The organism is Halomonas sp. 328 (genome assembly GCF_015645095.1).
In the GTDB taxonomy this organism is placed as follows: Bacteria; Pseudomonadota; Gammaproteobacteria; order Pseudomonadales; family Halomonadaceae; genus Bisbaumannia.
In genome coordinates this window covers 13,432-34,285 of sequence record NZ_JADOTW010000035.1, presented here as the reverse complement: position 1 = coordinate 34,285, position 20,854 = coordinate 13,432, and the positions used below count along the sequence as shown (strand labels likewise).

The following is a 20,854-nucleotide window of genomic DNA, read 5'->3' as shown; positions in this document are numbered from 1 at the left end:
CCCTGGCGCCTGGCGTCCCTCGGCGTCCACCTCCACCAGGGTCTCGGCGATGCCCATGCGGGCGAAAATGTACCCCGAAGTGGCGGGATCGCTGCCGTTGATCTCCCAGGGGGCGACCACCGCCAGGGGGCGCGACTCGGCCAGCAGCGGTGGGGAGATCAGGGCGCTGGCCAGGGCCAGGCCGGTGAGTAAGCGTCGTGGGGAAGGCATGAAACAGGGCTCCTTGGCATGGCAGAGTGAGTCGCCAAAAAGCAACCTTATAACATAACGACCGGTGACGAGAACAGTTCTCGATTGAAATGCCCGACGGCATGACGCTCAGAGGCATCGACCCGTCGCCAATCGGCAGGGATAGGGGGCGCAGGGCCGGGCAGGACCGCGATTCAGCGCTCGGGCAGACTGAGGAGCATCTCCTCGCCGCGAATCTGGATATCGAAGTGATTGAGGAAGCTCATGCCCAGCAGGGCCAGGTCTGGGCTCATGCCGGGATTGATGGCGCCGCGCACCTGCTGGGCACTGAGCCCGCCCAGGGCCACCTCGTCGAGGGTGGTGAGATGACCACGACTGCGCCCGGTGGCGGTCTGGAACCAGGCGCTGGCACCGACCTCCAGGCCCAGTCGATCGGCCAGCGCCTCGGAGACCGCCACATAGCTGGCCCCGGTGTCGACCATGAACTCCACCGGCTCGCCATTGATGCGCCCGGTGGCCACGAAGTGCCCCCCGGCATTGCGCTTGAGGCGCACCGGCTCGCCGCTGTCGCTGACCCGCACCAAATGGGTATTGGGGTTGCGGCGCTCCTCCAGGTGGTTCTGGAACCACCAGGTGCCGCTGCCGATCAGCAGCACCCAGAACAGCAGCATCATGCCCAGGCCGAAGCGCCGGGCGGCCCGATCGTCTTGCATTCGCCTCTCCTTGCCTCGGCGGAGGCTCCCCCCCATGCTGGGAGTGACACTGGCTCCCTGACCGCGAGAATCCCATGAATTCGTCACCGCTGCACGCCGAGCGACTCTCCGCCGGCACCCTCTACCGGCTCTTCTCCGGCGCCGTGGCGCCGCGCCCCATCGCCTGGGTGGCCAGCATCAATGCCCAGGGCCAGGCCAACCTGGCGCCCTTCTCCTTCTTCAATGTGGCCAGCGTCGACCCGCCGGTACTGGCCTTCTCGCCACTGCTCAACGGCCAGGGCGAGCCCAAGGATACCACCCGCAACCTGAGTGCCGGGGCCGAGTGCGTGATTCATATCGGCGGCGAATCCCTGGCCGAGGCCCTCAACGCCACCAGCGCGCCCCTGCACTACGGCGAGGACGAATTCGCCCATGCCGGGCTGACCAAGGCACCCCTCGGCGACCTGAAGGTACCACGCATCGCCGAGGCCAAGATGGCCTTCGGTTGCCGGGTGCGCGAGGTGATCTCCTTCGGCAACCGCCCGCTATCCGGCAACCTGGTGCTGGCCGAGGTGATGGTGATCCACGCCGACGAGGGAGTCTGGGACGGCCGCCACGTGCACCTGGAGGCGCTGCGGCCCATCGGCCGCCTGGCCGGCTCCGACTTCATCCGCTGCACGGATCGCTTCGCCCTGGAACGGCCGAGCTAGACGAGATCCCGAGGGATCGTCTCGTCCCAGGTCCGTGCGTAGATGCGGGTGTCGCCCTCCCAGGCGTCCAGGGTGGCACGGATGCGGAAGGTCTCCGGGTCGCTGGTCAGCAGGGTGCGGGTCAGGGTGTGCACCTCCCAGTCGCCGCGCTTGAAGCTGCGCTGCCACTCGGTCCAGCCGCTGAGGCTGTCGTAGTTGCCGTAGGAATAGCCGTAGCGCTCGGTGACCCGGGCGGCGATCTCCAGGTCGATATCGTCGATGCGGTAACGCCCCTCGTCGTGGATCACCTCCAGCATCGTCTCGTCGTTGGCCAGGTCGCGGATCACTCGCCAGGTTTCCTGGGTCGGCTGCAGCAGCGTCTTGGCCAGGGGGGGCGCCCCCTCGGGCTCGGCGAAGGCGCGGACTGCCGCGTCTTCCTGCTGCCGTGGCTCGCGCCACGGCAGCAGCAGGCGGCTCTCGGCGGGCCAGACCGTCAGGCGTGCCGGCCGCGGCGCCGGCCAGGCCAGCGGCCAGTAGCTGGTGGAGAGCGCCAGGCGGATAGCGTGGCCGGCGGGGAACTGCTGGGCGATATGCTTGAGGGGGATGCGCACCCGATAACGCTGCCCCGGCACCAGGGGCTCGGGATGCTCGTCGCTGTCGCGGTGGGTAAGGTTGAGCAGCCCGTAGGAGACCCGGGTAGCCTTGTCGTCCTCGCCGATGTCGGAGAGGCGCAGCGCCACCATGGCCACCGGCTGGTCGGCGGCCAGGGTGAGTTCGACCAGCGGGGCGCCGCAGATCTCCAGGGGCGCCTCGAGACGCGCGGTCTGGAAGATCAGCGAGCCGCCGTCCTCATCGCGCTGATCGTGGGGCAGGTCCGGCGGCGCATTGTAGGAGCACCACTTGCCGGCGTAGAGCCCCACCGAAAGCGGCGAGCGGATATCCAGGGTCGCCTCGGGATCGTCGTCGTCCACCGCCGCCTCCGGCAGCAGGCCGTGGCCCCGGGTCAGCCGCAGGGCCCAGAGCTGGATATTCGGGGAAGGCCAGTCAGGCTCGGCGATCCAGCGTCCCGGGCGTTCCTCGTAGCGGGCCGAGGGCAGCACCGACTCCTGCATCCACAGGCGCAGCATGGGCTCGTCCATGATCCCGGTCTCCTCGCCCTTGAGCCACTGGTCCCACCAGCGCAGCGCCTCCTGCAGGAAGCCGATGGCCGGCCCCGGCACCCCCAGGTGCGGGTACTTGTGGGCCCAGGGGCCCACCAGCCCCTTGCGCGGCACCTCGAGTCCCTCCAGCAGCCGGAACACCGCATTGCAGTAGCCGTCGGCCCAGCCGCTGATGGCGTAGACCGGGCACTGGATGCGCGAGTAGTCCTCGCACACCGAGCCGTGTTTCCAGTAGGCGTCGCGGCGCTGGTGCTCGAGCCACTGGGCCAACCATAGGCCGCTGCCATCGAGGCGCTCCAGCCACATCTCGCGCCAGCGCTCCCCCACCAGTGCAGGGTCCGGCGGGCAGGCATTGCCATCGAACATGGTCGAGGCCCAGGAGAGGTTGTCGCCCAGCAGGCAGCCACCCATATGGTGGATGTCATCGGCGTAGCGGTCATCGGTGAAGCACAGGGTGATCACCGCCTTGAGCTGGGGCGGCCGCAGGGCGGCGATCTGCAGGCCATTGAAGCCGCCCCAGGAGATCCCCACCATGCCGACGTCGCCGCTGCACCAGGGCTGGGCGGCCAGCCACTCGAGGATCACCAGGCCGTCGTCGAGCTCCTGGGGCAGGTACTCGTCGGTGAGCACGCCATCGGACTCGCCGGTGCCGCGGATATCGACCCGCACCCCGGCGTAGCCGTGGCCGGCCCAGTAGGGGTGCACCTGGACGTCGCGGGTGGCGGTCAGGTCGCGCTTGCGGTAAGGCAGGTACTCGAGGATCGCCGGCACCGGATGGCGCTCGGCGTCCACCGGCCGCCAGATCCGCGCCCCCAGGCGGGCACCGTCGGGCAGCGGGATCCAGGTCTCCTCCTCCATCACCCGCCGCGGAAAATCGGTGACGATACGCATGGCGCCCTCCTCTGCTCAGCTGTCGATCTCGGTGAACTCGAAGGCCAGCCGCGCCGCCAGGGCCTCGTAGTCGGCCAGCAGGCCAGCGTAGTCGGCCGCCCCCAGCCAGACATGGGCCAGCGCATAGCTGTAGCTGTCCTGCTCGGGCAGGGTCGAGAGGCGCTGGCCCGCGACCACCTGGACGTCGATCACGGCACCGGGATAGTCGGCCTCCAGGGCCGCAATCTCCTCCTCGGTAGGCACCCGACTGACCGTCGCATCACGAAAGAACACCCGGTGGAAGAACTTGCCGGCCAGCGCATAGCCGCCCTGGCGGCTCGGCATATCGGGGCGCTGCCCGAGCGCCAGGTCGACGGTGACCTGCTGGTGGCTGACCCCATCCACCTTCTCGAAGAGATCGCAGTGGGACTGGGAGATCCGCGTGTTGATCTCCAGCAACCAGATGCGCCCCTGCACCTCGTCCCAGAAGAACTCGACATTGAAGGCCGCGTTGTCGTAGCCGATATGCGCCATCACCCGCTTCGCCAGGCCGATCATCTCGTCCTGCACCGCCGGCGGCAGCTGCGAGGGGTAGAGATAATGGTAGAAGCTCAGCACCCCGGGGTAGCGAATCGAGTCGACCACCCCGTAGATCACCGGTTCGCCCTGGAAGACGTAGCCCTCCAGGGTGCACTGCCAGCCACCGATGATCTCCTCGGCGATGCAGTAGCCACCGTCCACCTCGGCCACCTCGGGGGGCAGGTGGGCGTGCTCCAGCACGGTGTTGAAGGGATCGGCGATCAGGCCGATCTCGGCGCGCAGGCACGCGATGGCGGCCTGGAAGTCCTCGGGGGTAGCGATGCGAAAGCCCAGCTTGGAGCCCGACGACTTGATCGGCTTGACGAAGAAGGGAAAGTAGAGCCCCGCCGCGCCGATCACCTCCAGGGCCCGCTCGTCGAAGGGATCGAAGGCGGTGAAGGCCGGGATATGCTCGGGGATCACCTCGCGCTGGACCCGCCGGCTCCAGTACTTGTGCTCACACTTGAGCAGGCTCTCCAGGCTGGTGGTGCGGGTGCCGAAGCGCTCGCAGAGGATCGGCAGCATGGTGGAGACCGGGAAGTCCATGTAGCCGACGATGGCGGCGATGGGGTCCCCGAAGGCCTCCAGCTCGGCGGTCGCCTCGGCCAGCATGGCGGCGATATCGAACTCCTCGGTGTCGTAGACCGCTGCCGGCTCGATGATGCCGTGGAAGTGCCAGTGCTCGGCGCCGCGCAAACGCCGCAGGCGCTCGTGATTGGCCTCGTTCAACCCCACCACGAAGATATGACGACTGCCCATGATGCGCCCCTCCCCACCGCGGTACCTCTCAGGAGCATAGTTCAGCACGGGGGAGAGGAAGGCGACCGCCGCGCCGAGCGTGACGCCGCCTCATGAAGGGCCGCCGCTCAGCCGCCGCCGTTATGCCAGGCCTCGGCGGCGCGCTGGCCGCGGGCCTGGTCGACGGCCAGGCAGATCAGGATGGCGACGATAAACAGCGCCGCGCAGAGCAGGATGGAGGCCTGCAGGCCCACCAGGGTCTGCAGCAGGCCCAGGGCGACGATACCGAAGACCCCGGCCAGCTTGTTGGCCAGGCCCCAGAAGCCGAAGAATTCGGCGGACTTGGCCAGCGGCGAGAAGAGCCCCACCAGGGCGCGGCTGGCGGACTGGCTGGAGCCCAGGGAGAGCCCCGCCAGGCAGCCCACCACCAGGAAGAGGTGCTGGGCCTCCCAGCCGAGCCGGAAGCGGGCATTGAGCCAGGCGGTGAGTTCCGGGGTGGCCCAGATGGCGAGGATCGCCGCCACCCAGAGCCCCAGGGTGCCCAGGTAGGTGACCTTGGCGCCGATCCGATCCTGGATAAAGCCAAAGCCCAGCGCCCCCGCCGCCGCGGTGATCTGAACGATGATAAACATCAGGTTGCGGATCTCGGCGTCCCAGCCGATCACCTGGGCGCCGTAGATAAAGGCGAAGGCGATGATGATATAGACGCCGGCCATGGAGAAGAGCAGCGACACCAGGAAGATCGCCAGGTCGCGGAAGTGACGCAGCTCCTGCAGGGTGGTGGCAACCCGCGCCCGGGCGATGGCCAGGTAGCCCTGCCCCGGCGGCAGCCGCTGCGCTCGGCCACGCTCCTTGAGCCACAGGAAGGTGGGAATGGCGGTCACCAGGAAGAAGCCGGCGGCGAAGGGCCCCACCCAGCGGATGCGCTCGAAGTTGTCGGCGGTGGCCTCCCCCAGCATCACCAGGGTGAAGCCGGCGGCGAAGAGCCCGCCCACATAGCCCAACGCCCAGCCGAAGCCGGAGATCTTGCCCAGATCCTTAGGGGGCCCCAGGTCGGGCAGGAAGGCGGCGATAAAGGATTCGCCCAGGGAGTAGGCGGTATTGGAGATCACGATCAGCGCGAAGCCCAGCCATACATAGCCCGGCGCCACCCAGTAGAGCAGCGCCGTGCTCGCCACCGTGACCAGGTAGCTGACGAAGAGAAAGCGCTTCTTGGCCGCCGCATAGTCCATGACGGCGCCGCACACCGGGCCGCTGAGCACCACCAGCAGGTAGCTCAGGGCCAGGGCCAGGCTCCACAGCAGGTTGGCGAAGCGATAGCCATCGCCGCGGTCGCCGACGATCACGGTGGTGAAGAGCTCGCCGAACACCACGGTGATGATCAGCAGGGTGTAGGCCTGGTTGGCGAAATCGAACATCGCCCAGCCGAAGATCTCACGGCGGGAGGCACGCTCCCGGAGGGAAGGGCTGGCGGGCATCGCCTGCATAGTGGGGCTCCCTGGGGTCATCGCGGCACCCCATGTGCCACGCGTCACGGCATCATACCCGGAGAGCCTCGGGGGCTCGCCATTTCAGGGGGCACGTCGGCGAAATTTCCCTATAATGCCTCCTGATACGTGGCCTGCCGTCTCGGGCCCTTCCCTCAACCGATGCTTGCCATCGAACAAGGATGCTTCCATGGCCTATCGCGCCTCATCACTGACCCTGATCGTCCTCGGCGGCGCCGCCCTGCTGGTCGGCTGCTCCCCCGCCGCCGACAGCGACGCTTCCGCCATTACCGTCCATGCCATCGAGCTGGGCGAACGCCACCGGGGCGAGATCACTTCTGCCAGCGAACTTAACGGCAATGATGGCAGCCGCTACGCCCGCCATACCCTGAGCCTGGATGCGGACACCCTGGTGGAGTTCGAGCTGAGCGGCGCCCTGCATGGCAGCCTGGCCCTCTTTGACGCCGAGACCCAGCTGATCGCCACCAGCGACCCCTATGGCCCGCCCACCAGCACCCTGCGTCGGCGCATCGACGAGGCCGGCGACTACCTGGTGGTGGTCAGTGGCGTCGATGCCCACAGCTTCGGCCCCTACGACCTCAACAGCCGCCGGATCGAGCTTAGCGCCAGCGGCGGCGATCTGAGCCTCTCCGAGCCCCTGGATGGCTGGCTGCAGGATGGCCCGGACCATCACGCCCTGACCATCGAGGAGAGCGGCCTCTACCGTATCGAGATGCGCTCCGACGACTTCGATGCCTACCTGGAGCTGGCCGGGCCCGGCAACTTCTTCCGCGAGGACGACGACAGCGCCGGCAATCTGGATGCCCGCATCAGCGACTTCCTCGAACCCGGCGACTATACCGTCACCGCGCGCAGCGCCTTCGGCCAGGGCAGCGGTCTCTACCGCTTGAGCATCGAGCCCCAGGAACTGCCCCATGACGGCGAGCTGCGCAACGGCGGCGAGATCCGCGTGGGCGAGGCGATCCACGGCTGGCTGCCCGGCCAGCGCCTGGAGTACACCCTGGTGATCGACGAGGCGGCGATGGTCACCATCGACCTGATGTCGGATGACTTCGACGCCTACCTGGAACTCTCCGGCAACGGCGTCAATACCTATGACGACGATGGCGGCGACGGCCTCGACTCACGGATTCGCCAGCGCCTGGAAGCGGGTAGCTACACCATCGTGGCACGCAGCTTCGGCAGCGGCGCCAGCGGCCTCTTCGAGCTGGCCGTGGAGGCCTTCGATATCGGCGACCTGCCCAGCGGCGGCGAGCTGACCCTGAATGAGCCCCTGCGGGCCTGGCTGGAGCCCGGCGCCCGGGACTACTACGCCTTCGAGATCACCCAGGCCGGCCGCTACCGCCTGGACATGATGTCCGACGAGCTGGACTCCTACCTGGAACTGGAAGGCAACGGCATCGCCCTGAGCAATGACGACGGCGGCGCCGGCCTCGACTCGCGCATCCAGACCCACCTGGAGCCGGGCGAGTACCGGGCCATCGCCCGCTCCTTCAATAGCCACGGCACCGGCACCTACACCCTGAGCCTGGTTGCCGAATAAGGCACCACCGCTGGCTATCGGGTAGAGACGAGGGGGTGGCCTAGGCCACCCCCTCGTCGTTGCGGTCGTCGCGCCGCTCGCCCACCAGGTCGTCCACCGCCGCCTGGCCGCGGCGGGTCAGCACATCCAGGCGCTCGATCTGCTCGCCCAGGGCCGGCAGGGCCTGGCGACGGTAGTCGGCCAGGTCGTCGATGGCCGCCATCACCTCCCCGAAGGCCTCCTCCAGGGCCTGCATATCGAGCATCGTCGAGGCCGCCCGGGTCTGGATATCCACCCCCTGGGCGCGCAGGGTCTTGGCGGTGCGCGAGATCATCTCGCTGGTGGTGGCATTGAGCCCCTCCACCCGATCCAGCACCATGCGCTGGTTGGCCAGGGCCAAAGCCACGGTGACCGCCACCCCCAGGGCCGCCACCGTGACGTTGATGGCCCGTTCCACGCCGCGCATCAGCTCCCGGTTGTTGCGGATGATCACTTCCAGGGCGAGGATGCCCTGCTGGCAGACCGCCACCTGCTGCTGTAGGTCGAGCAGCCGCTGGCGCAGCGGGAAGCCCAGCTCCTGCTCGATAAAGGCCCGCTCGGCGGCCTCCGGATCCTGCTCGGCGATGGCCGCCTGGAGCCGCGCCTCGATGGCCTGACCCAGGGCCAGCTGATGATTGAGCTCGCCCAGGGTCTGCTCCAGGGCCTCCTGATCGTCGCCCAGGGTCAGGTTGTCGCGATAGAGGACATCGCGGCCCGCCTGGAGCTCGCCGATGATGCCGTCGAGGGCTTCCTGGGCATTCTCGAAGCGCCGGAAATAACGCTGCAGCCGGCTGCTCACCCCGGGTAGGCGGTTGAGCAACCAGTCGAAGCGCCGCGGCTCGAGCTGGTGGGCCTGGGGATCGAGGTCCTGCATGCGCTCGCGCAGCCCCGTCAGGGCCTGGGCCACCGGCCCGCCATCCTCGCTGTGGCGAGCCAGGGTGCGCAGCGGGGTCTTGAGCATCTCGCTCTGGTGGGCGGCGTGGCGCTGGGCCTCCAGCCCCAGCTCATCCACGGCACGGCGCTGCTGCTCCCGGGCACTTTCCTCCAGGACCCGGGCCACCCAGGCCTCGGCCTCCGCCGCCAGGGCGTCGCTGTCGGGAGCCGCCTCCCGCCCCAGCTGGCGGGCGATCTCCTGTGGATTGGGCAGCGACAAGGGTCGCCGATCGGACTCTGTCATCGTATGCCTCCTCGACCGCGTCTCCTCAGCATAGCCCGCGCCATGGCCGACTCACCTCAGGAGCCCCGCCGGCCATAGCGCTCGGCACGCTCGGTGAAGCGCTTGAGCGCCTCCAGGGCCTCGCCGCGACCACCGTTACGCGGCGCCTCGGCCTGCAAGCGGGCCAAGCTGACGCAGGTGTCGTCGAGCAGGGTGAGGATCGCCTCGAGCCGCGCCAGCAGCCGCTGCAGGCTGCGCTCGGTCTCCTCCACCAGGGCCAGGCGCCGCTCCAGGGCCAGGCACTCCTCGACGCCGAGGCGCGGCTCGCGGCGCGCCAGGCGGCGGCGCACGAAGTCGGCATCCACCCCGGCCACCCCCTCCAGCAGGGTGACCATCGCCTCGAGGTGTTCCAGGGCCTCCTTGCCCACCTCCCCCACCAGCCCATGGGCCCGTTCATAGGTCACCTCGTCGCGGCGGAAGCTGCCCTCCAGCAGCGCCAGTACCCGATGGTAGCGGCTATAGAGGCGATCGGCCTGGAGCGCCAGGTCGCTGCGCGCCCTGGCCTCCAGGGCCGCCTTGGCCCGGCACAACCCGCGGACCAGGTCGTCCGCCTCGGCGGGCGGCGCCTGGGGATCCAGGCGCCGCAGGTCCGCCTCGTGGGCCTCCCGGGCCTCACGCTCGCGACGCCGCACCAGCTCGTTATCCAGGCGGGCCTGCAGACGGGCGCGCCGCCGGCGCCCCCACCAGGCGCGCAGGCAGCGCTCCACGGGAAGCGCCACGGCGATGGCGGACAGCCCCGCCAACCAGCCCCACAGGCTGGGACCGAAGCCCCCCCACAGGGAGGTGAGCCACAGAAGCAGGCTGATAAAGGGGGCAATCAGGGCATAGCGCAGCACCGCCTGCGCCCGGCTGGGCTCGGCGGTGGGCAGCGCCAGGGGCGGCGCCACCAGCCCCACCACCAGCCAGGGCCAGCAGGTCAGGAAGAGGCCATAGGCGAAGCCCTGCAGAAATCCCAGCATGGTCATCCCTGTGTCGGCGGGCGGCCGTCGAGCCACCCGATGCCGACAAGCCTAGTCGCAATCCCGCCCGGGAGCCGTTTAATGGCCCTGCTTGCCCCGGGCCGCCTCCTCCAGGGCCTGGAGCGCCCCCTGCAGTTCGCCGAACAGGCTATGGGTATGGTGAGCCACCTCGCCGATCTCCTTGGCGGAACTGGAGGCCCGCTCGGCGAGCGAACGCACCTCCTGGGCCACCACCGAGAAGCCGCGCCCCGCCTCCCCGGCCCGGGCCGCCTCGATGGAGGCGTTGAGGGACAGCAGGTTGGTGTTCATGGCGATCTCTTCGATGGACTCGGCGAAGCGGGTAATCTGCTGGCTGGCCTCGGCGAACTCTGCCATCCGCGTCACCATCGCCTCGCGATGGGCCACGTCCTCGGTGACGTCGCGCAGGAAGGCGGTGTAGACGACGCTGTCGTCGAGATGAATCCGCGCCAGGGAGAGCGCCGCCCAGGTGGAGCTGCCATCCTTGCGCACCACCTCCACCTCGCGGGTCTTGCCCACCAGGCGATCCTCCCGGGTGTCCCGGTTGCGCTGCACATAGCCGTCGTGGTGGTCGCGGATAGCGTGGGGCACCAGCATCTTGACGTTCTCGCCGATCACCTCCTGGCGCTCATACCCCCACAGGCGCTCGGCGGCGGCATTGAAGAAGGTCACGCAGTTGTTCTCGTCGATGGTGACCACCGCATTGAGGGCCTGCTCCAGGGTGCTCTCCATCAGGGTACGCAGCTTGCGCTGATCGGTGATATCGCGCACGAAGGCGGTATAGCACTGGCGCCCTTCCACCACGAAGCGCGACAGCGCCAGGTTGACCCAGCGCGGCTCGCCGTCGCTGCGAAACAGCTGCACATCGCGGCTGGTGCCGACGATGCGGTCCCCCCCGCTCTGTCGGTGGCGGTCGACGAAGCCATCGTGCTGGTGACGGATGGCCGCCGGCACCAGGCGATTGACGTTCTGTCCCAGCACCTCGTCGCGGGAATAGCCCCAGAGGCGCTCGGCGGCGGCATTGAAGAAGGTCACCCGGTTCGCCTCATCGATGCTGACCACCGCATCCAGGCACTGCTCCAGGGCCTGCCGGGGCCCCTGAGCCTGCTGGCGGGCCTCGGTGATATCGCGCAGCTGCGCCAGGTAGCCCTGGCCCTCGGCCAGCGGCAACCGCGACAGGGCGATGCTGACCCAGCGCCGCTGGCCGTCGGCACGCACCAGTTGCACCTCCCGGTGACGGCCCACCTGGACGTCATGGCCGGTCTGACGGTTGGCCTGGATATGGTCGCGATGCTCCTCCTGGAAGAGTTCAGGGATCAAGCCGTCCACCGGCTGGCCAACCACCTGCTCCCGGGAGAGGCCCCAGAGGGCCTCGGCGGCGGCATTGAAGCGCAGGACGCGGTCATCGGCATCGATCATCACCATGGCATCCAGGGCCGTTTCCAGGGCCGTCTCGGCGAGGCCAGGTGCGGGGGTGTCGGGGGAAGGGCCGGGGGACGAAGGATCGGCGGCGCGACGCCGCCCTGGCTTTATCAGCTTCTTATAATCCAATAGCATGCGAATGGCTCCCTGCATTCTGACGCGTGCCGACTCGGTCACCGCACGCGCTGCTTGTAATGTATTGCCCTGCCTAGGCTATCGGCACCTAGCTAAGGAAATGTAGGCAATCGACGACATTCACTGCGTTTATATAGGGTCGAAGCCCACCGCTGGTGAAATCTCCGCCATGGTATGCTGGGGCCAGCATCCCTTTCGGCCCCCGACCCATGTCCCTGACTGACCTGCTCGCCCAGCCCGCCAGCCTCGACTGGCACCGCCGCCTGGCGCAATTGATCCGCGAGGCCCCGACGCCGCAGTTTCCCTTGAGCCTGTCGATCCAGCTGCAGGAGCTGAGCGGCTTCGACACCATCCTGATCAATACCTACCAGGGGCGCCTCAAGCCGCTGCTGATCCACGACGACTATCCGGTCCACAAGCGCCAGCAGGGCATCGATCGCTACCTCAGCGAGGCCTACCTGCTCGATCCCTTCTTCACCGCCGTGGATGGCGGCCTCGATCAGGGCGCCCACCGCCTCAAGGAGCTGGCCCCGGACCGCTTCGAATCCAGCGACTACTACCACCATTACTACCGGGCCCTGGGCCTGGCCGACGAGGTGGGGCTCTTCGCCCGGGTCGCGGAGGAAGTGGTGATCGTCGCCTCCCTGGGCTATCGCGCCGAGGGCGGCAGGCTGACCCGGCGCACCCTCCAGGCGCTGCGCCATATCGCCCCCCTGGTGGAGGTGCTGCTGGTGGAGTACTGGAAATGGCAGGGCGGCCAGTTCCAGGCCGACCTGGACGCCCAGGCCCCGGTGGAGGCGGCCTTCGCCAGCTTCGGCGCCGGGGTGCTCACCGCCCGGGAGCAGGAGATCGTGCGCCTGCTGCTGGCCGGCCACTCCACCAAGTCGGCGGCCCGCGAGCTCGAGATCAGCGACGGCACCGTCAAGGTACACCGCAAGCACCTTTACCAGCGCCTGGGCGTCTCCAGCCAGTCGCAACTGTTCCGGCTGTTCCTCGACCACGTGGCCCTGGTCTCCCGCCAGCAGAACGGCTGATGGGACGACTGTCGACAATACCGAAAAGGATGACTGCATAAAAACGACACTCGGCGTACCCTAGACGCCGTCCCTCGGCCAGAGGCCGCCTCCAGGACGCCCGCCCACAGCAATCGCCACCACCAGTGGCCAAGGAGCAAGCGATGAGCAAGACCATTGCGGTAATCAAGGGAGATGGCATCGGCCCCGAGATCATGGATGCCACCCTCAGGGTCCTGGAGGCCTTGGAGTGCGGCCTGGAGTACGAGGTGATCGAGGCGGGCCTGGGCGCCCTGGAGAAGCACGGCACCCTGATTCCCCAGGCGTCGCTGGATGCCATCGCCAAACATGGCGTGGCCCTGAAGGGCCCCCTGACCACCCCGGTGGGCAAGGGCTTCTCCTCCATCAACGTGCAGCTGCGTCGCCACTTCGATCTCTACGCCAATGTGCGCCCGGCGATCAGCTTCCCCGGCACCCGCTCCCGCTACGAGGACATCGACCTGATCACGGTGCGCGAGAACACCGAGGGCGCCTACCTGGCCGAGGGCCAGAGCCTCAGCGAGGATGGCGAGACCGCCCTGGCGACCATCAAGGTGACCCGCTCGGGCTCCGAGCGCATCGTGCGCTACGCCTTCGAGCTGGCCCGCAGCAAGGGCCGCAAGAAGGTCACTGCGGTGCACAAGGCGAATATCATCAAGAGCAGCTCCGGCCTCTTCCTCGAGGTGGCGCGGGAGGTGGCTCAGGACTACCCCGAGATCGAATTCCAGGAGATGATCGTCGACAACGCCTGCATGCAGCTGGTGATGAATCCCCACCAGTTCGATGTGGTCGTGACCACCAACCTGTTCGGCGATATCCTCTCCGACCTCTGCGCCGGCCTGGTGGGCGGCCTGGGCCTGGCCCCGGGGGCCAATATCGGCAAGGAGGCGGCCATCTTCGAGGCGGTGCACGGCTCGGCCCCGGATATCGCCGGCCAGAAGCTGGCCAACCCCTGCGCCCTGCTGCTGGCCGCGGCGGACATGCTCGACCACCTGGGCATGATCGACAAGGGCACCAAGATCCGCACCGCCATCCGCGCCGTGCTGGAGCGCGACCGCGCCCGGGTCACCCCGGACATAGGCGGCAGCGGCACCACCGACACCTTCGCCGAGGCCCTGGTGGAGTACTGCCAGGCCAACTAAGGCACCGTCCCCACGACACCCGGGCCCGGCAACTCGCCGGGCCCGGGCGTTTCTGGCTGCTACGCAGAGGGCTTTTACAAATGTCACGAGCGACGGCCAGGCAAGGCGAAATCAGCCGAAAAAGCGGAGTTTACTCGGTGTTAAATGAGCATTTTGAGGCTGATTTCAACGCCGCATGGCCTAGCGCAGTAGTTTGTAAACACCCTCTCAGGCCGCATCGGCGAGCCCAGGCGCCAGCCGCCGCAGCCGGGCATAGACCAGCACATAGAGCCCCAGGGCCGCCAGGGAGCCCGCCGCCCCCAGCCACATCACCGAGGCGTAGCCGAGCTGGCGGCTCAGCAGGTAGCCGGCCAGGGCCGGAGCGATGGTCTGGGCCAACCCCTGGGCCGCCGGCACCAGGGCGGCGAAGCGCCCCGAACGGTCGATATGGCTCAGGGTGCCGAGCTGGAAGATATCGGTGAACAACCAGGCGATGCAGAAGCCGAAGGTGCCGATGATAAAGGTCGCAGCAGTGATCTCCAGGGCCAGCAGCGCCAGCACCCCGCCCATGCCGAGCAGCGCCGCCATCAGCACCCGTGACTGGCCGCTACGCTTGCTCAGCCAGACCGCCGCCACGCAGCCCGCCAGGGTGAAGACGTTGCCCAGGGTCAGGACGTTGGCGATAAAGACGTCGCCCAGGCCGGCATCCACCCCGGCCCGCTCGATAAAGGCCCAGAAGGAGCCGATGGTGAGGTAGAAGCAGGCCACCGCCGCCAGGCAGGTCAGCGGCAATGAGACGGGCAGCCGCGGCCCGGCCTCCTCGCGGGGCGCCTGGGGCACGACCCCGGCCGGGGTGCGCGGATAGAGGGCGGGGATCACCGCCAGGCAGAGCACGAAGGCCAGGCAGAAGGCCAGGAAGATGCCGTCGATGCCCCAGGCCGCCGTCAGGTGGGGAATGGTGTAGAGCTCGATGGCGTTGATCGCCACCAGGCCGAACATCATGATGCTGAAGTTGCGCCCGGTATGGGTGGTAATGGCCAGGCAGGCGATGCCGGTGGAGTAGCAGATGCCGCCGCCGAAGCCGGCCAGCACGCGCATCGCCAGCAGCGACTCGTAATCCTGATGCTGGGTCGACAAATAGTTGCCGGCGATGGCGATCAGGATGCCGAACAGCGCCAGGTGGCGGCGGTTGAGCCGCGACACCAGGGCGGCGGTGAACAGCGAAGCCAGGAACATGCCGCCCAGGTCCGCCGAGGCCAGCCAGCCCACCTGCTGCTCATCGAAGTGCAGGAAGTCGGCCAGGGCGCCGACCATCAACGGCATGCCCATGACCACGGCGTTGCCGACGAAGGTGATGGCCACGGCGGCGGCGATGGCCAGGGGCGCATCGACGTCGAGGCGAAGGGGACCCCGGGCCTCGCCCAGGACAGATGTCTGAGGTTTCATGGGGAATTCTCGCTCTGTTATTGGTTGTTATCGAGTCGCGGGTGCCTGGGGCGAGCCCGGGTGGAGCCCGCCGCCAGGCGATGGCTAGGTTTAATCGCGCCTTGGCGCGGCGTACTGGGGCATGGTGATGCAGGCGATATTGCCGCCGCCCAGGAGGATCTCCCGGGAGTTCTCGATGCCGACGACGCGATGCCGGGGGAAGAGCTCGGCCAGGGTGGCCAGAGCGACCCGGTCGTTGGGATCCCCGAACTGCGGCACCACGATCGCCGTATTGCCGGCGTAGTAGTTGATGTAGGAGGCGCAGATGCGGGTGCCGGCCTGGCGCGGGTGGGTGCCTTCGATATGGTCCAGGCCCTCGGCCTCCTCGGCGCTCCACTCCAGGGCGCGGGGCTGGGGCAGCTTGTGCACGGTGAGCGCGCGACCGCGAGCATCGCGGCTGGTGCGCAGCACCTCATAGGCCTCCTGGTAGATCTCCCATTGGGGGTCGTCGCGATCGTCGGTCCACTGCAGGACCACCTCGCCGGGACGCACGAAGCAGGCCAGGTCATCGATATGGCCGTCGGTCTCGTCGAACTTGCAGCCCCGGGGCAGCCAGATAACGTGATCCGCGCCCAGGTAGTCCGAGAGGCGCCGGCTCACCTCCTCCTTGCCCAGGTGGCCATTGCGGTTGCGGTTGAGCAGGCACTGCTCGGTAGTCAGCAGGGTGCCCTGGCCGTCGCTCTGGATGCCGCCCAGCTCGGCGATCAGCGGCGCCCGGTAGCGATCCAGGCCCTCGATCTCGAGGACCTTCTGGGCGATGCGATCGTCATTGGCCCAGGGGAAGTAGAGCCCGCCGTCCAGGCCGCCGTAGGCATTGAACTCCAGGTCCACGCCGCGCACCTCGCCGCTGGCGTCGTTGACCACGAAGGCCGGCCCGCTGTCGCGGAACCAGGCATCGTCGGTGGTCATCTCCACCACCCGCACCGAGGGCGGCAACAGGCGCCGCGCATTGGCGTACTGGGCGGCGGAGGCGCACACCGTGACCGGCTCGCTCTCGGCGATGGCGGTAGCGATCTCGACCCAGACCCGCTGGGCCGGCTTGCCGCCGTTACGCCACACATCGGGACGCTCCGGCCAGCCCATCCAGCAGCCGCGCTTGGGTTCGAACTCGCCGGGCAGCCGGAAGCCATCCTGCCGGGGGGTGGAAGTCAACAGCCGTGCCATGGAATACCTCGTCGCGTGTTATTGGGGTATTCCGATCCTAGGGCGGGCGGTGCGCCGGCCACCAACGACGATTATTTCGCCACTCTTGAATTCAATTCAGGAATTCGACTCAGGCATTCGACTCAGGCAGCCCGTTCAGGAGGGCTCTAACTGCTGGGCACACCAGGCGATAAACTGGCCCACCGCCGGCTTGTCGAGGCGCTGGCGATCGCAGACCAGGGCGTACTGACCCAGCGACGCCACGCTCTCGGCGAAGGGCCGCACCAGCCGCCCCCGAGCCAGGTCCTCGGTGGCGGTGAGGTCGTCGCCCAGGGCGATGCCCTGGTCCCGGGCCGCGGCCTCCAGGGCCAGGCCGGCGTGACTAAAGTAGAGGTGGCGCTCGGGGCGGATATCCCCGGCATGGGTGGTCAACCAGGCGGTCCAGGTCTTGCCGTCCTGGTCGTCGTGCAGCAGGCGGTGGCGCACCAGGTCCCGGGGCGAGGCCAGGGCGCCGCGGTTGAACAGGGCCGGGGCGCACACCGGAAAGAAGCTCAGCAGCGGCAGCGGCCGCACGAAGTGGTCGCTGGCGTCCTCGGGACCGACGCCGTAGCTGATCGCCAGGTCGATATCGATATCGGGATCCGGCGCATCGTAGGCGCACTCATGGAGGTGCAGGGTGACCTGCGGGAAACGCTCGCAGAAGTCGGCCAGCCGGCCGACCAGCCACTTCTGGGCCAGCTCGGCGGTGACGGCGACGCGCAGCACCGACTGGGTGTCCGGATGGGCGATGGCCTCGCAGGCCTCCCCCACCGTCTCGAAGGCCTGCTGCAGGCTATGCAGCAGGCGCCGCGCCTGGGGCGTGGGCGAGATACGCCGCCCGCGACGGATGAAGAGCGGCGTGCCGAGCTGCTCCTCGAGCTGGCGGACCTGGTGGCTGACCGCGCTGTCGGTGACGCAGAGCTCCGCCGCGGCGCGCCCGAAATGGGCATGGCGGGCGGCACACTCGAAGGTGCGCAGGGCGGTCAGCGAGGGTAAGCGGCGCATGGCACCTCCGGGCAAGGAAACAGTGACAAGGAATAGGTATATACGGCCCCAGGAGCCACCGGTAGCGGCACCGATATGAAAAGAGAAAAGGCCGGCTCCGGAGGCATGTGACTATCGAAAGCGGCAAAGCCTGACTCGCCACAGCAATAGCGACCCAAACGCAAAAAGGCCGGCTCCGGAGGCATGGGGCTATCGAAAGCGGCAAGCCCGGCTACACCACGACAGTGGCAACGCCACAATAAAAAAGCCGGCTCCGGAGGCATGGGACTATCGAAAGCGGCAAAGCCTGACTCGCCACAGCAATAGCGACCCAAACGCAAAAAGGCCGGCTCCGGAGGCATAGGAGCCGGCAAAGCAACGAGGGCAGACACCCCCATCAGCGCACGGTGAGACCCAAAGGGCGTCGCTCAGGGGGTGAGCGCCACCCAGACGGTCTTGAGTTCGGTGTACTCCTCCAGGGAGTGCAGGGACTTGTCGCGGCCGTTACCGGACTGCTTGACGCCACCGAAGGGCACCGTCATGTCCGGACCCGCCCAGTTGTTGACGAAGACCTGACCGGAATGGAGCTGGCGCGAGACCCGCATGACGCGGTCGATATCCTGGCTCCACAGGCCCGCGGCCAGGCCGTAGTCGCTGTCATTGGCCATGGCCACCGCCTCCGCCTCGCTGTCGAAGCCGAACACCGAGAGCACCGGGCCGAAGATCTCCTCGCGACCGATGGTCATGGCCGGGGTGACGCCGTCGAAGACGGTGGGCGGGATAAAGTAGCCGGCCCCGTCGAGGGCCTGGCCGCCGGTGCGCAGCCGGGCGCCCTCCTCGGTGCCCTTGGCGATATAGTCGAGCACCCGGCGATACTGGGTCTCGTCGACCATGGCGCCCATAAAGCTCGCGGGATCCAACGGGTCGCCGGGCTGCATGGCCTGGGCGGCCTCGACCACCTTGTCGACGAAGGCCTCGCGGATCGAATTCTCCACCAGCAGGCGCGAGCCGGCGATGCACACCTCGCCCTGGTTATGGAAGATCGCCGCGGCGGCGTGCTTGGCCACCCGGTCCAGGTCCTTGCAGTCGGCGAAGACCAGGTTGGGGGACTTGCCGCCGCACTCCAGGTAGACCCGCTTGAGGTTGGACTGGCCGGCGTACTGCATCAGCTGCTTGCCGACCTGGGTGGAGCCGGTGAAGGCCAGGCAGTCGACCTGCATGGAGAGCGCCAGGGCCTTGCCCACGGTGTGACCGTAACCGGGCAGCACCTGGAAGACGCCCCGCGGCAGGCCCGCCTCCTTGACCAACTGGGCCAGGCGCAGCGCCGACAGCGGCGACTTCTCCGAGGGCTTCAAGATCACGCAGTTGCCGGCGGCCAGCGCCGGGGCGATCTTCCAGGCGGTCATCATCAGCGGGAAGTTCCAGGGCACGATGGAGGCCACCACGCCCAGGGGCTCGCGCAGCACCAGGCCCAGGCTGTCGTCGCCGGTGGGGGCCACCTCGCCGTAGACCTTGTCGATGCCCTCGGCGGTATAGCGCAGGCAGCCGATGGCGCCGGCGATATCACCCAGGGCGCTGGAGACCGGCTTGCCCATGTCCAGGGTGTCGAGCAGTGCCAGCTCGTGCTTGTGCGCCTCCATCAGCTCGGCGAGGCGCAGCAGCGTCTGCTTGCGGCCTGCCGGCGAGCGCCGCGACCAGTCGCCCCGGGCATAGGCGGCCCGGGCCACGGCCACGGCGCGCTCGGCATCGGCGGCATCGCAGCTGGCGATATGCGCCAGGGTCTCGCCGGTGGCCGGGTTGAGGGTGGCCAGGGTCTCGCCGCTCACCGCCTCGACGAAGGCGTCGTCGATAAAGGCGCGGGTCTCCAGGCGCGGGATCAGGGTGTCGGCCAGGGCCTGCCAGTCGGCCTGGGTGGTGGGGGACTGCACGGACTCGAGGGCACTCATTGGCTCGCCTCCAGGCTATTGGCGCGTTCCAGCATGGCCTCACAAAGCACCTGGGTGCCGAGGGCACAGTGCTCCGGGGTGGCGTACTCCGCCTCGTTATGACTGATGCCGTCGCGGCAGGGAATAAAGATCATCGAGGTGGGGGCGACCCGGGAGACATAGACGGCGTCGTGGCCGGCGCCGCTCATCATGCGCCGGTAGGGCACGCCCTGGGCCCGGGCGGCCCGCTCCACGGCATCGATGCAGCCGGCATCGAAGTTCACCACCGGCGAGGCCCAGATGCGCTCGCTGGCGGTCTCGACGCCGAAGGCCTCGGTCAGGGCAGACAGCTCCCGGTCGAAGCGCGCCTCCAGGGCGTCCAGCTCGGCCTCCACCACATGGCGCAGGTCGACGGTGAGGCGCACCTCGCCGGGAATCACGTTGCGTGACGGGCTATCGATCTCCAAGCAGCCGACGGTGACCTTGGTGCCACCGCTGGTATCCGCCAGGGCGTGGGCCTGGAGGCGATCGATCAGGCGCGCCGCGGCGGCCAGGGCGTCTCGGCGGTAGGCCATGGGAGTGGGGCCGGCATGGGCCGGCTGGCCGCGCAGGGTGACGTCGAACCAGCGCATGCCCTGGACGCCGGTGACCACACCGATGGCCTCGTTCTCCTCCTCCAGCACCGGGCCCTGCTCGATATGCAGCTCGAAGAAGCTGGCCAGGCGCGGCTCACCCACCGGCATCTCACCGGCGAAGCCGCTGGTCGCCAGGGCCTGGCCCAGGGTCACGCCATCGCGATCGGTCCGCGACAGGGTGTACTCCTCGCTGAACTCACCGGCGAAGGCGCCGGAGGCGACCATGGCCGGGGCGAAGCGGCTGCCCTCCTCGTTGGTCCACACCACCAGCTCCAGGGGCCGCTCGGTGACGATGCCCTGATCATGCAGGGTACGGAACACCTCCAGGCCCGCTAGCACCCCGAGGATGCCGTCGAAGCGCCCGCCCTTGGGCTGGGTATCGAGATGGCTGCCGGTGGCCACCGGGTCGAGGTCGTCGCGCTTGCCGGGGCGACGAATAAAGAGGTTGCCGACTCGGTCGACCCGCAGGGTGCAGCCGATCGCCTCGCACCACTCGATCAGCAGGCGCCGCCCGGCGGCGTCCTCCTCGGTCAGCGCCAGGCGGCAGCTGCCGCCGTTCGCGGTGGGGCCGATCTCGGCCATGGCCATCAGGCTCGACCAGAGCCGCTGACCGTCGATGGAAACCGTCATGGAGTGTCTCCCTTGTGCTTGTTGCTCGCTGCGGAATGATCACCACCTTAGGCGGCCCCTGGGCCACGCCGATATACCCCAATCGGGATATATTCCCGGCGCCC

16 protein-coding genes and 1 pseudogene are annotated in these 20,854 nt (G+C 68.4%); 4 read left to right on the top strand and 13 right to left on the bottom strand.

Annotation, left to right across the window (positions count from 1 at the left end; translation table 11 throughout):
* Positions 1 to 210 (bottom strand): annotated as a pseudogene (locus IHD13_RS15750) (hypothetical protein); the annotation flags it as partial.
* A 173-nt stretch (positions 211 to 383) separates the two neighbouring features.
* Positions 384 to 902: a retropepsin-like aspartic protease family protein gene (locus IHD13_RS15745; RefSeq protein WP_195861984.1), complete on the bottom strand. Its 519-nt coding sequence runs from the start codon at positions 900 to 902 to the stop codon at positions 384 to 386.
* Positions 903 to 976: 74 nt separating this feature from the next.
* Here IHD13_RS15745 and IHD13_RS15740 point away from each other — a divergent pair, with 74 nt between their 5' ends.
* A complete protein-coding gene (locus tag IHD13_RS15740) occupies positions 977 to 1,591 on the top strand; it encodes a flavin reductase family protein (protein WP_195861983.1) in 615 nt (204 codons plus the stop codon).
* On the opposite strand, the gene IHD13_RS15735 is transcribed toward IHD13_RS15740, so the two are convergent.
* The 3 genes from IHD13_RS15735 to IHD13_RS15725 form a co-directional block, all read right to left on the bottom strand.
* The gene (locus IHD13_RS15735) at positions 1,588 to 3,621 is read right to left on the bottom strand and encodes a CocE/NonD family hydrolase (protein ID WP_195861982.1); all 2,034 of its coding nucleotides are present in this window, start codon (positions 3,619 to 3,621) and stop codon (positions 1,588 to 1,590) included. The genes IHD13_RS15740 and IHD13_RS15735 overlap by 4 nt on opposite strands.
* Before the next feature lie 15 nt (positions 3,622 to 3,636).
* A complete protein-coding gene (locus IHD13_RS15730; protein WP_195861981.1) occupies positions 3,637 to 4,938 on the bottom strand; it encodes an ATP-grasp domain-containing protein in 1,302 nt (433 codons plus the stop codon).
* A 107-nt stretch (positions 4,939 to 5,045) separates the two neighbouring features.
* The gene (locus IHD13_RS15725; protein WP_230086371.1) at positions 5,046 to 6,395 is read right to left on the bottom strand and encodes an MFS transporter; all 1,350 of its coding nucleotides are present in this window, start codon (positions 6,393 to 6,395) and stop codon (positions 5,046 to 5,048) included.
* Positions 6,396 to 6,594: 199 nt separating this feature from the next.
* Here IHD13_RS15725 and IHD13_RS15720 point away from each other — a divergent pair, with 199 nt between their 5' ends.
* Positions 6,595 to 7,968: a hypothetical protein gene (locus IHD13_RS15720; protein WP_195861980.1), complete on the top strand. Its 1,374-nt coding sequence runs from the start codon at positions 6,595 to 6,597 to the stop codon at positions 7,966 to 7,968.
* Positions 7,969 to 8,008: 40 nt separating this feature from the next.
* Here the strand turns inward: IHD13_RS15720 and IHD13_RS15715 are convergent, their stop codons facing one another.
* The 3 genes from IHD13_RS15715 to IHD13_RS15705 form a co-directional block, all read right to left on the bottom strand.
* Positions 8,009 to 9,163 (bottom strand): toxic anion resistance protein, encoded by a 1,155-nt coding sequence (locus tag IHD13_RS15715; protein ID WP_195861979.1) that lies wholly within the window; start codon positions 9,161 to 9,163, stop codon positions 8,009 to 8,011.
* Positions 9,164 to 9,219: 56 nt separating this feature from the next.
* The gene (locus tag IHD13_RS15710; protein WP_195861978.1) at positions 9,220 to 10,161 is read right to left on the bottom strand and encodes a cobyrinic acid a,c-diamide synthase; all 942 of its coding nucleotides are present in this window, start codon (positions 10,159 to 10,161) and stop codon (positions 9,220 to 9,222) included.
* Between the two features lie 78 nt (positions 10,162 to 10,239).
* Positions 10,240 to 11,736, bottom strand: coding sequence for a PAS domain S-box protein (locus tag IHD13_RS15705; protein ID WP_195861977.1), 1,497 nt, complete (start codon positions 11,734 to 11,736; stop codon positions 10,240 to 10,242).
* A 209-nt stretch (positions 11,737 to 11,945) separates the two neighbouring features.
* Between IHD13_RS15705 and IHD13_RS15700 the strand changes: the two genes are divergently transcribed.
* Positions 11,946 to 12,770 carry a helix-turn-helix transcriptional regulator gene (locus IHD13_RS15700; RefSeq protein WP_195861976.1) on the top strand — a complete coding sequence of 275 codons (825 nt, stop codon included), beginning with the start codon at positions 11,946 to 11,948 and terminating at the stop codon, positions 12,768 to 12,770.
* Between the two features lie 143 nt (positions 12,771 to 12,913).
* Positions 12,914 to 13,930: an isocitrate dehydrogenase gene (locus tag IHD13_RS15695; protein ID WP_195861975.1), complete on the top strand. Its 1,017-nt coding sequence runs from the start codon at positions 12,914 to 12,916 to the stop codon at positions 13,928 to 13,930.
* A 207-nt stretch (positions 13,931 to 14,137) separates the two neighbouring features.
* Here the strand turns inward: IHD13_RS15695 and IHD13_RS15690 are convergent, their stop codons facing one another.
* From IHD13_RS15690 to IHD13_RS15670, 5 genes are all read right to left on the bottom strand, one after another.
* A complete protein-coding gene (locus IHD13_RS15690) occupies positions 14,138 to 15,355 on the bottom strand; it encodes an MFS transporter (protein ID WP_195861974.1) in 1,218 nt (405 codons plus the stop codon).
* Positions 15,356 to 15,445: 90 nt separating this feature from the next.
* Positions 15,446 to 16,558 (bottom strand): agmatine deiminase, encoded by a 1,113-nt coding sequence (gene aguA / locus IHD13_RS15685; protein WP_195861973.1) that lies wholly within the window; start codon positions 16,556 to 16,558, stop codon positions 15,446 to 15,448.
* A gap of 135 nt (positions 16,559 to 16,693) precedes the next feature.
* Positions 16,694 to 17,581, bottom strand: a complete 888-nt coding sequence (locus IHD13_RS18495; protein WP_195861972.1) for a LysR substrate-binding domain-containing protein — start codon at positions 17,579 to 17,581, stop codon at positions 16,694 to 16,696.
* 407 nt (positions 17,582 to 17,988) lie between these two features.
* Positions 17,989 to 19,506, bottom strand: a complete 1,518-nt coding sequence (locus tag IHD13_RS15675) for an aldehyde dehydrogenase (RefSeq protein WP_195861971.1) — start codon at positions 19,504 to 19,506, stop codon at positions 17,989 to 17,991.
* Positions 19,503 to 20,750, bottom strand: a complete 1,248-nt coding sequence (locus IHD13_RS15670) for a M20 family metallo-hydrolase (protein WP_195861970.1) — start codon at positions 20,748 to 20,750, stop codon at positions 19,503 to 19,505. The genes IHD13_RS15675 and IHD13_RS15670 overlap by 4 nt, the downstream gene beginning before the upstream one ends.
* Positions 20,751 to 20,854 lie beyond the last annotated feature (104 nt).

Excerpts from the sequence above, each read along its gene's own strand:
- IHD13_RS15710 (WP_195861978.1), bottom strand. The coding sequence starts at position 10,161 with ATGCTGGGATTTCTGCAGGGCTTCGCCTATGGCCTCTTCCTGACCTGC.
- IHD13_RS15730 (WP_195861981.1), bottom strand. The coding sequence starts at position 4,938 with ATGGGCAGTCGTCATATCTTCGTGGTGGGGTTGAACGAGGCCAATCAC.
- IHD13_RS15690 (WP_195861974.1), bottom strand. The coding sequence starts at position 15,355 with ATGAAACCTCAGACATCTGTCCTGGGCGAGGCCCGGGGTCCCCTTCGC.
- IHD13_RS15725 (WP_230086371.1), bottom strand. The coding sequence starts at position 6,395 with ATGCCCGCCAGCCCTTCCCTCCGGGAGCGTGCCTCCCGCCGTGAGATC.
- IHD13_RS15675 (WP_195861971.1), bottom strand. The coding sequence starts at position 19,506 with ATGAGTGCCCTCGAGTCCGTGCAGTCCCCCACCACCCAGGCCGACTGG.
- IHD13_RS15700 (WP_195861976.1), top strand. The coding sequence starts at position 11,946 with ATGTCCCTGACTGACCTGCTCGCCCAGCCCGCCAGCCTCGACTGGCAC.
- IHD13_RS15715 (WP_195861979.1), bottom strand. The coding sequence starts at position 9,163 with ATGACAGAGTCCGATCGGCGACCCTTGTCGCTGCCCAATCCACAGGAG.
- IHD13_RS15705 (WP_195861977.1), bottom strand. The coding sequence starts at position 11,736 with ATGCTATTGGATTATAAGAAGCTGATAAAGCCAGGGCGGCGTCGCGCC.
- IHD13_RS15720 (WP_195861980.1), top strand. The coding sequence starts at position 6,595 with ATGGCCTATCGCGCCTCATCACTGACCCTGATCGTCCTCGGCGGCGCC.
- IHD13_RS15695 (WP_195861975.1), top strand. The coding sequence starts at position 12,914 with ATGAGCAAGACCATTGCGGTAATCAAGGGAGATGGCATCGGCCCCGAG.
- IHD13_RS15745 (WP_195861984.1), bottom strand. The coding sequence starts at position 902 with ATGCAAGACGATCGGGCCGCCCGGCGCTTCGGCCTGGGCATGATGCTG.
- IHD13_RS18495 (WP_195861972.1), bottom strand. The coding sequence starts at position 17,581 with ATGCGCCGCTTACCCTCGCTGACCGCCCTGCGCACCTTCGAGTGTGCC.
- IHD13_RS15740 (WP_195861983.1), top strand. The coding sequence starts at position 977 with ATGAATTCGTCACCGCTGCACGCCGAGCGACTCTCCGCCGGCACCCTC.
- aguA (WP_195861973.1), bottom strand. The coding sequence starts at position 16,558 with ATGGCACGGCTGTTGACTTCCACCCCCCGGCAGGATGGCTTCCGGCTG.
- IHD13_RS15735 (WP_195861982.1), bottom strand. The coding sequence starts at position 3,621 with ATGCGTATCGTCACCGATTTTCCGCGGCGGGTGATGGAGGAGGAGACC.
- IHD13_RS15670 (WP_195861970.1), bottom strand. The coding sequence starts at position 20,750 with ATGACGGTTTCCATCGACGGTCAGCGGCTCTGGTCGAGCCTGATGGCC.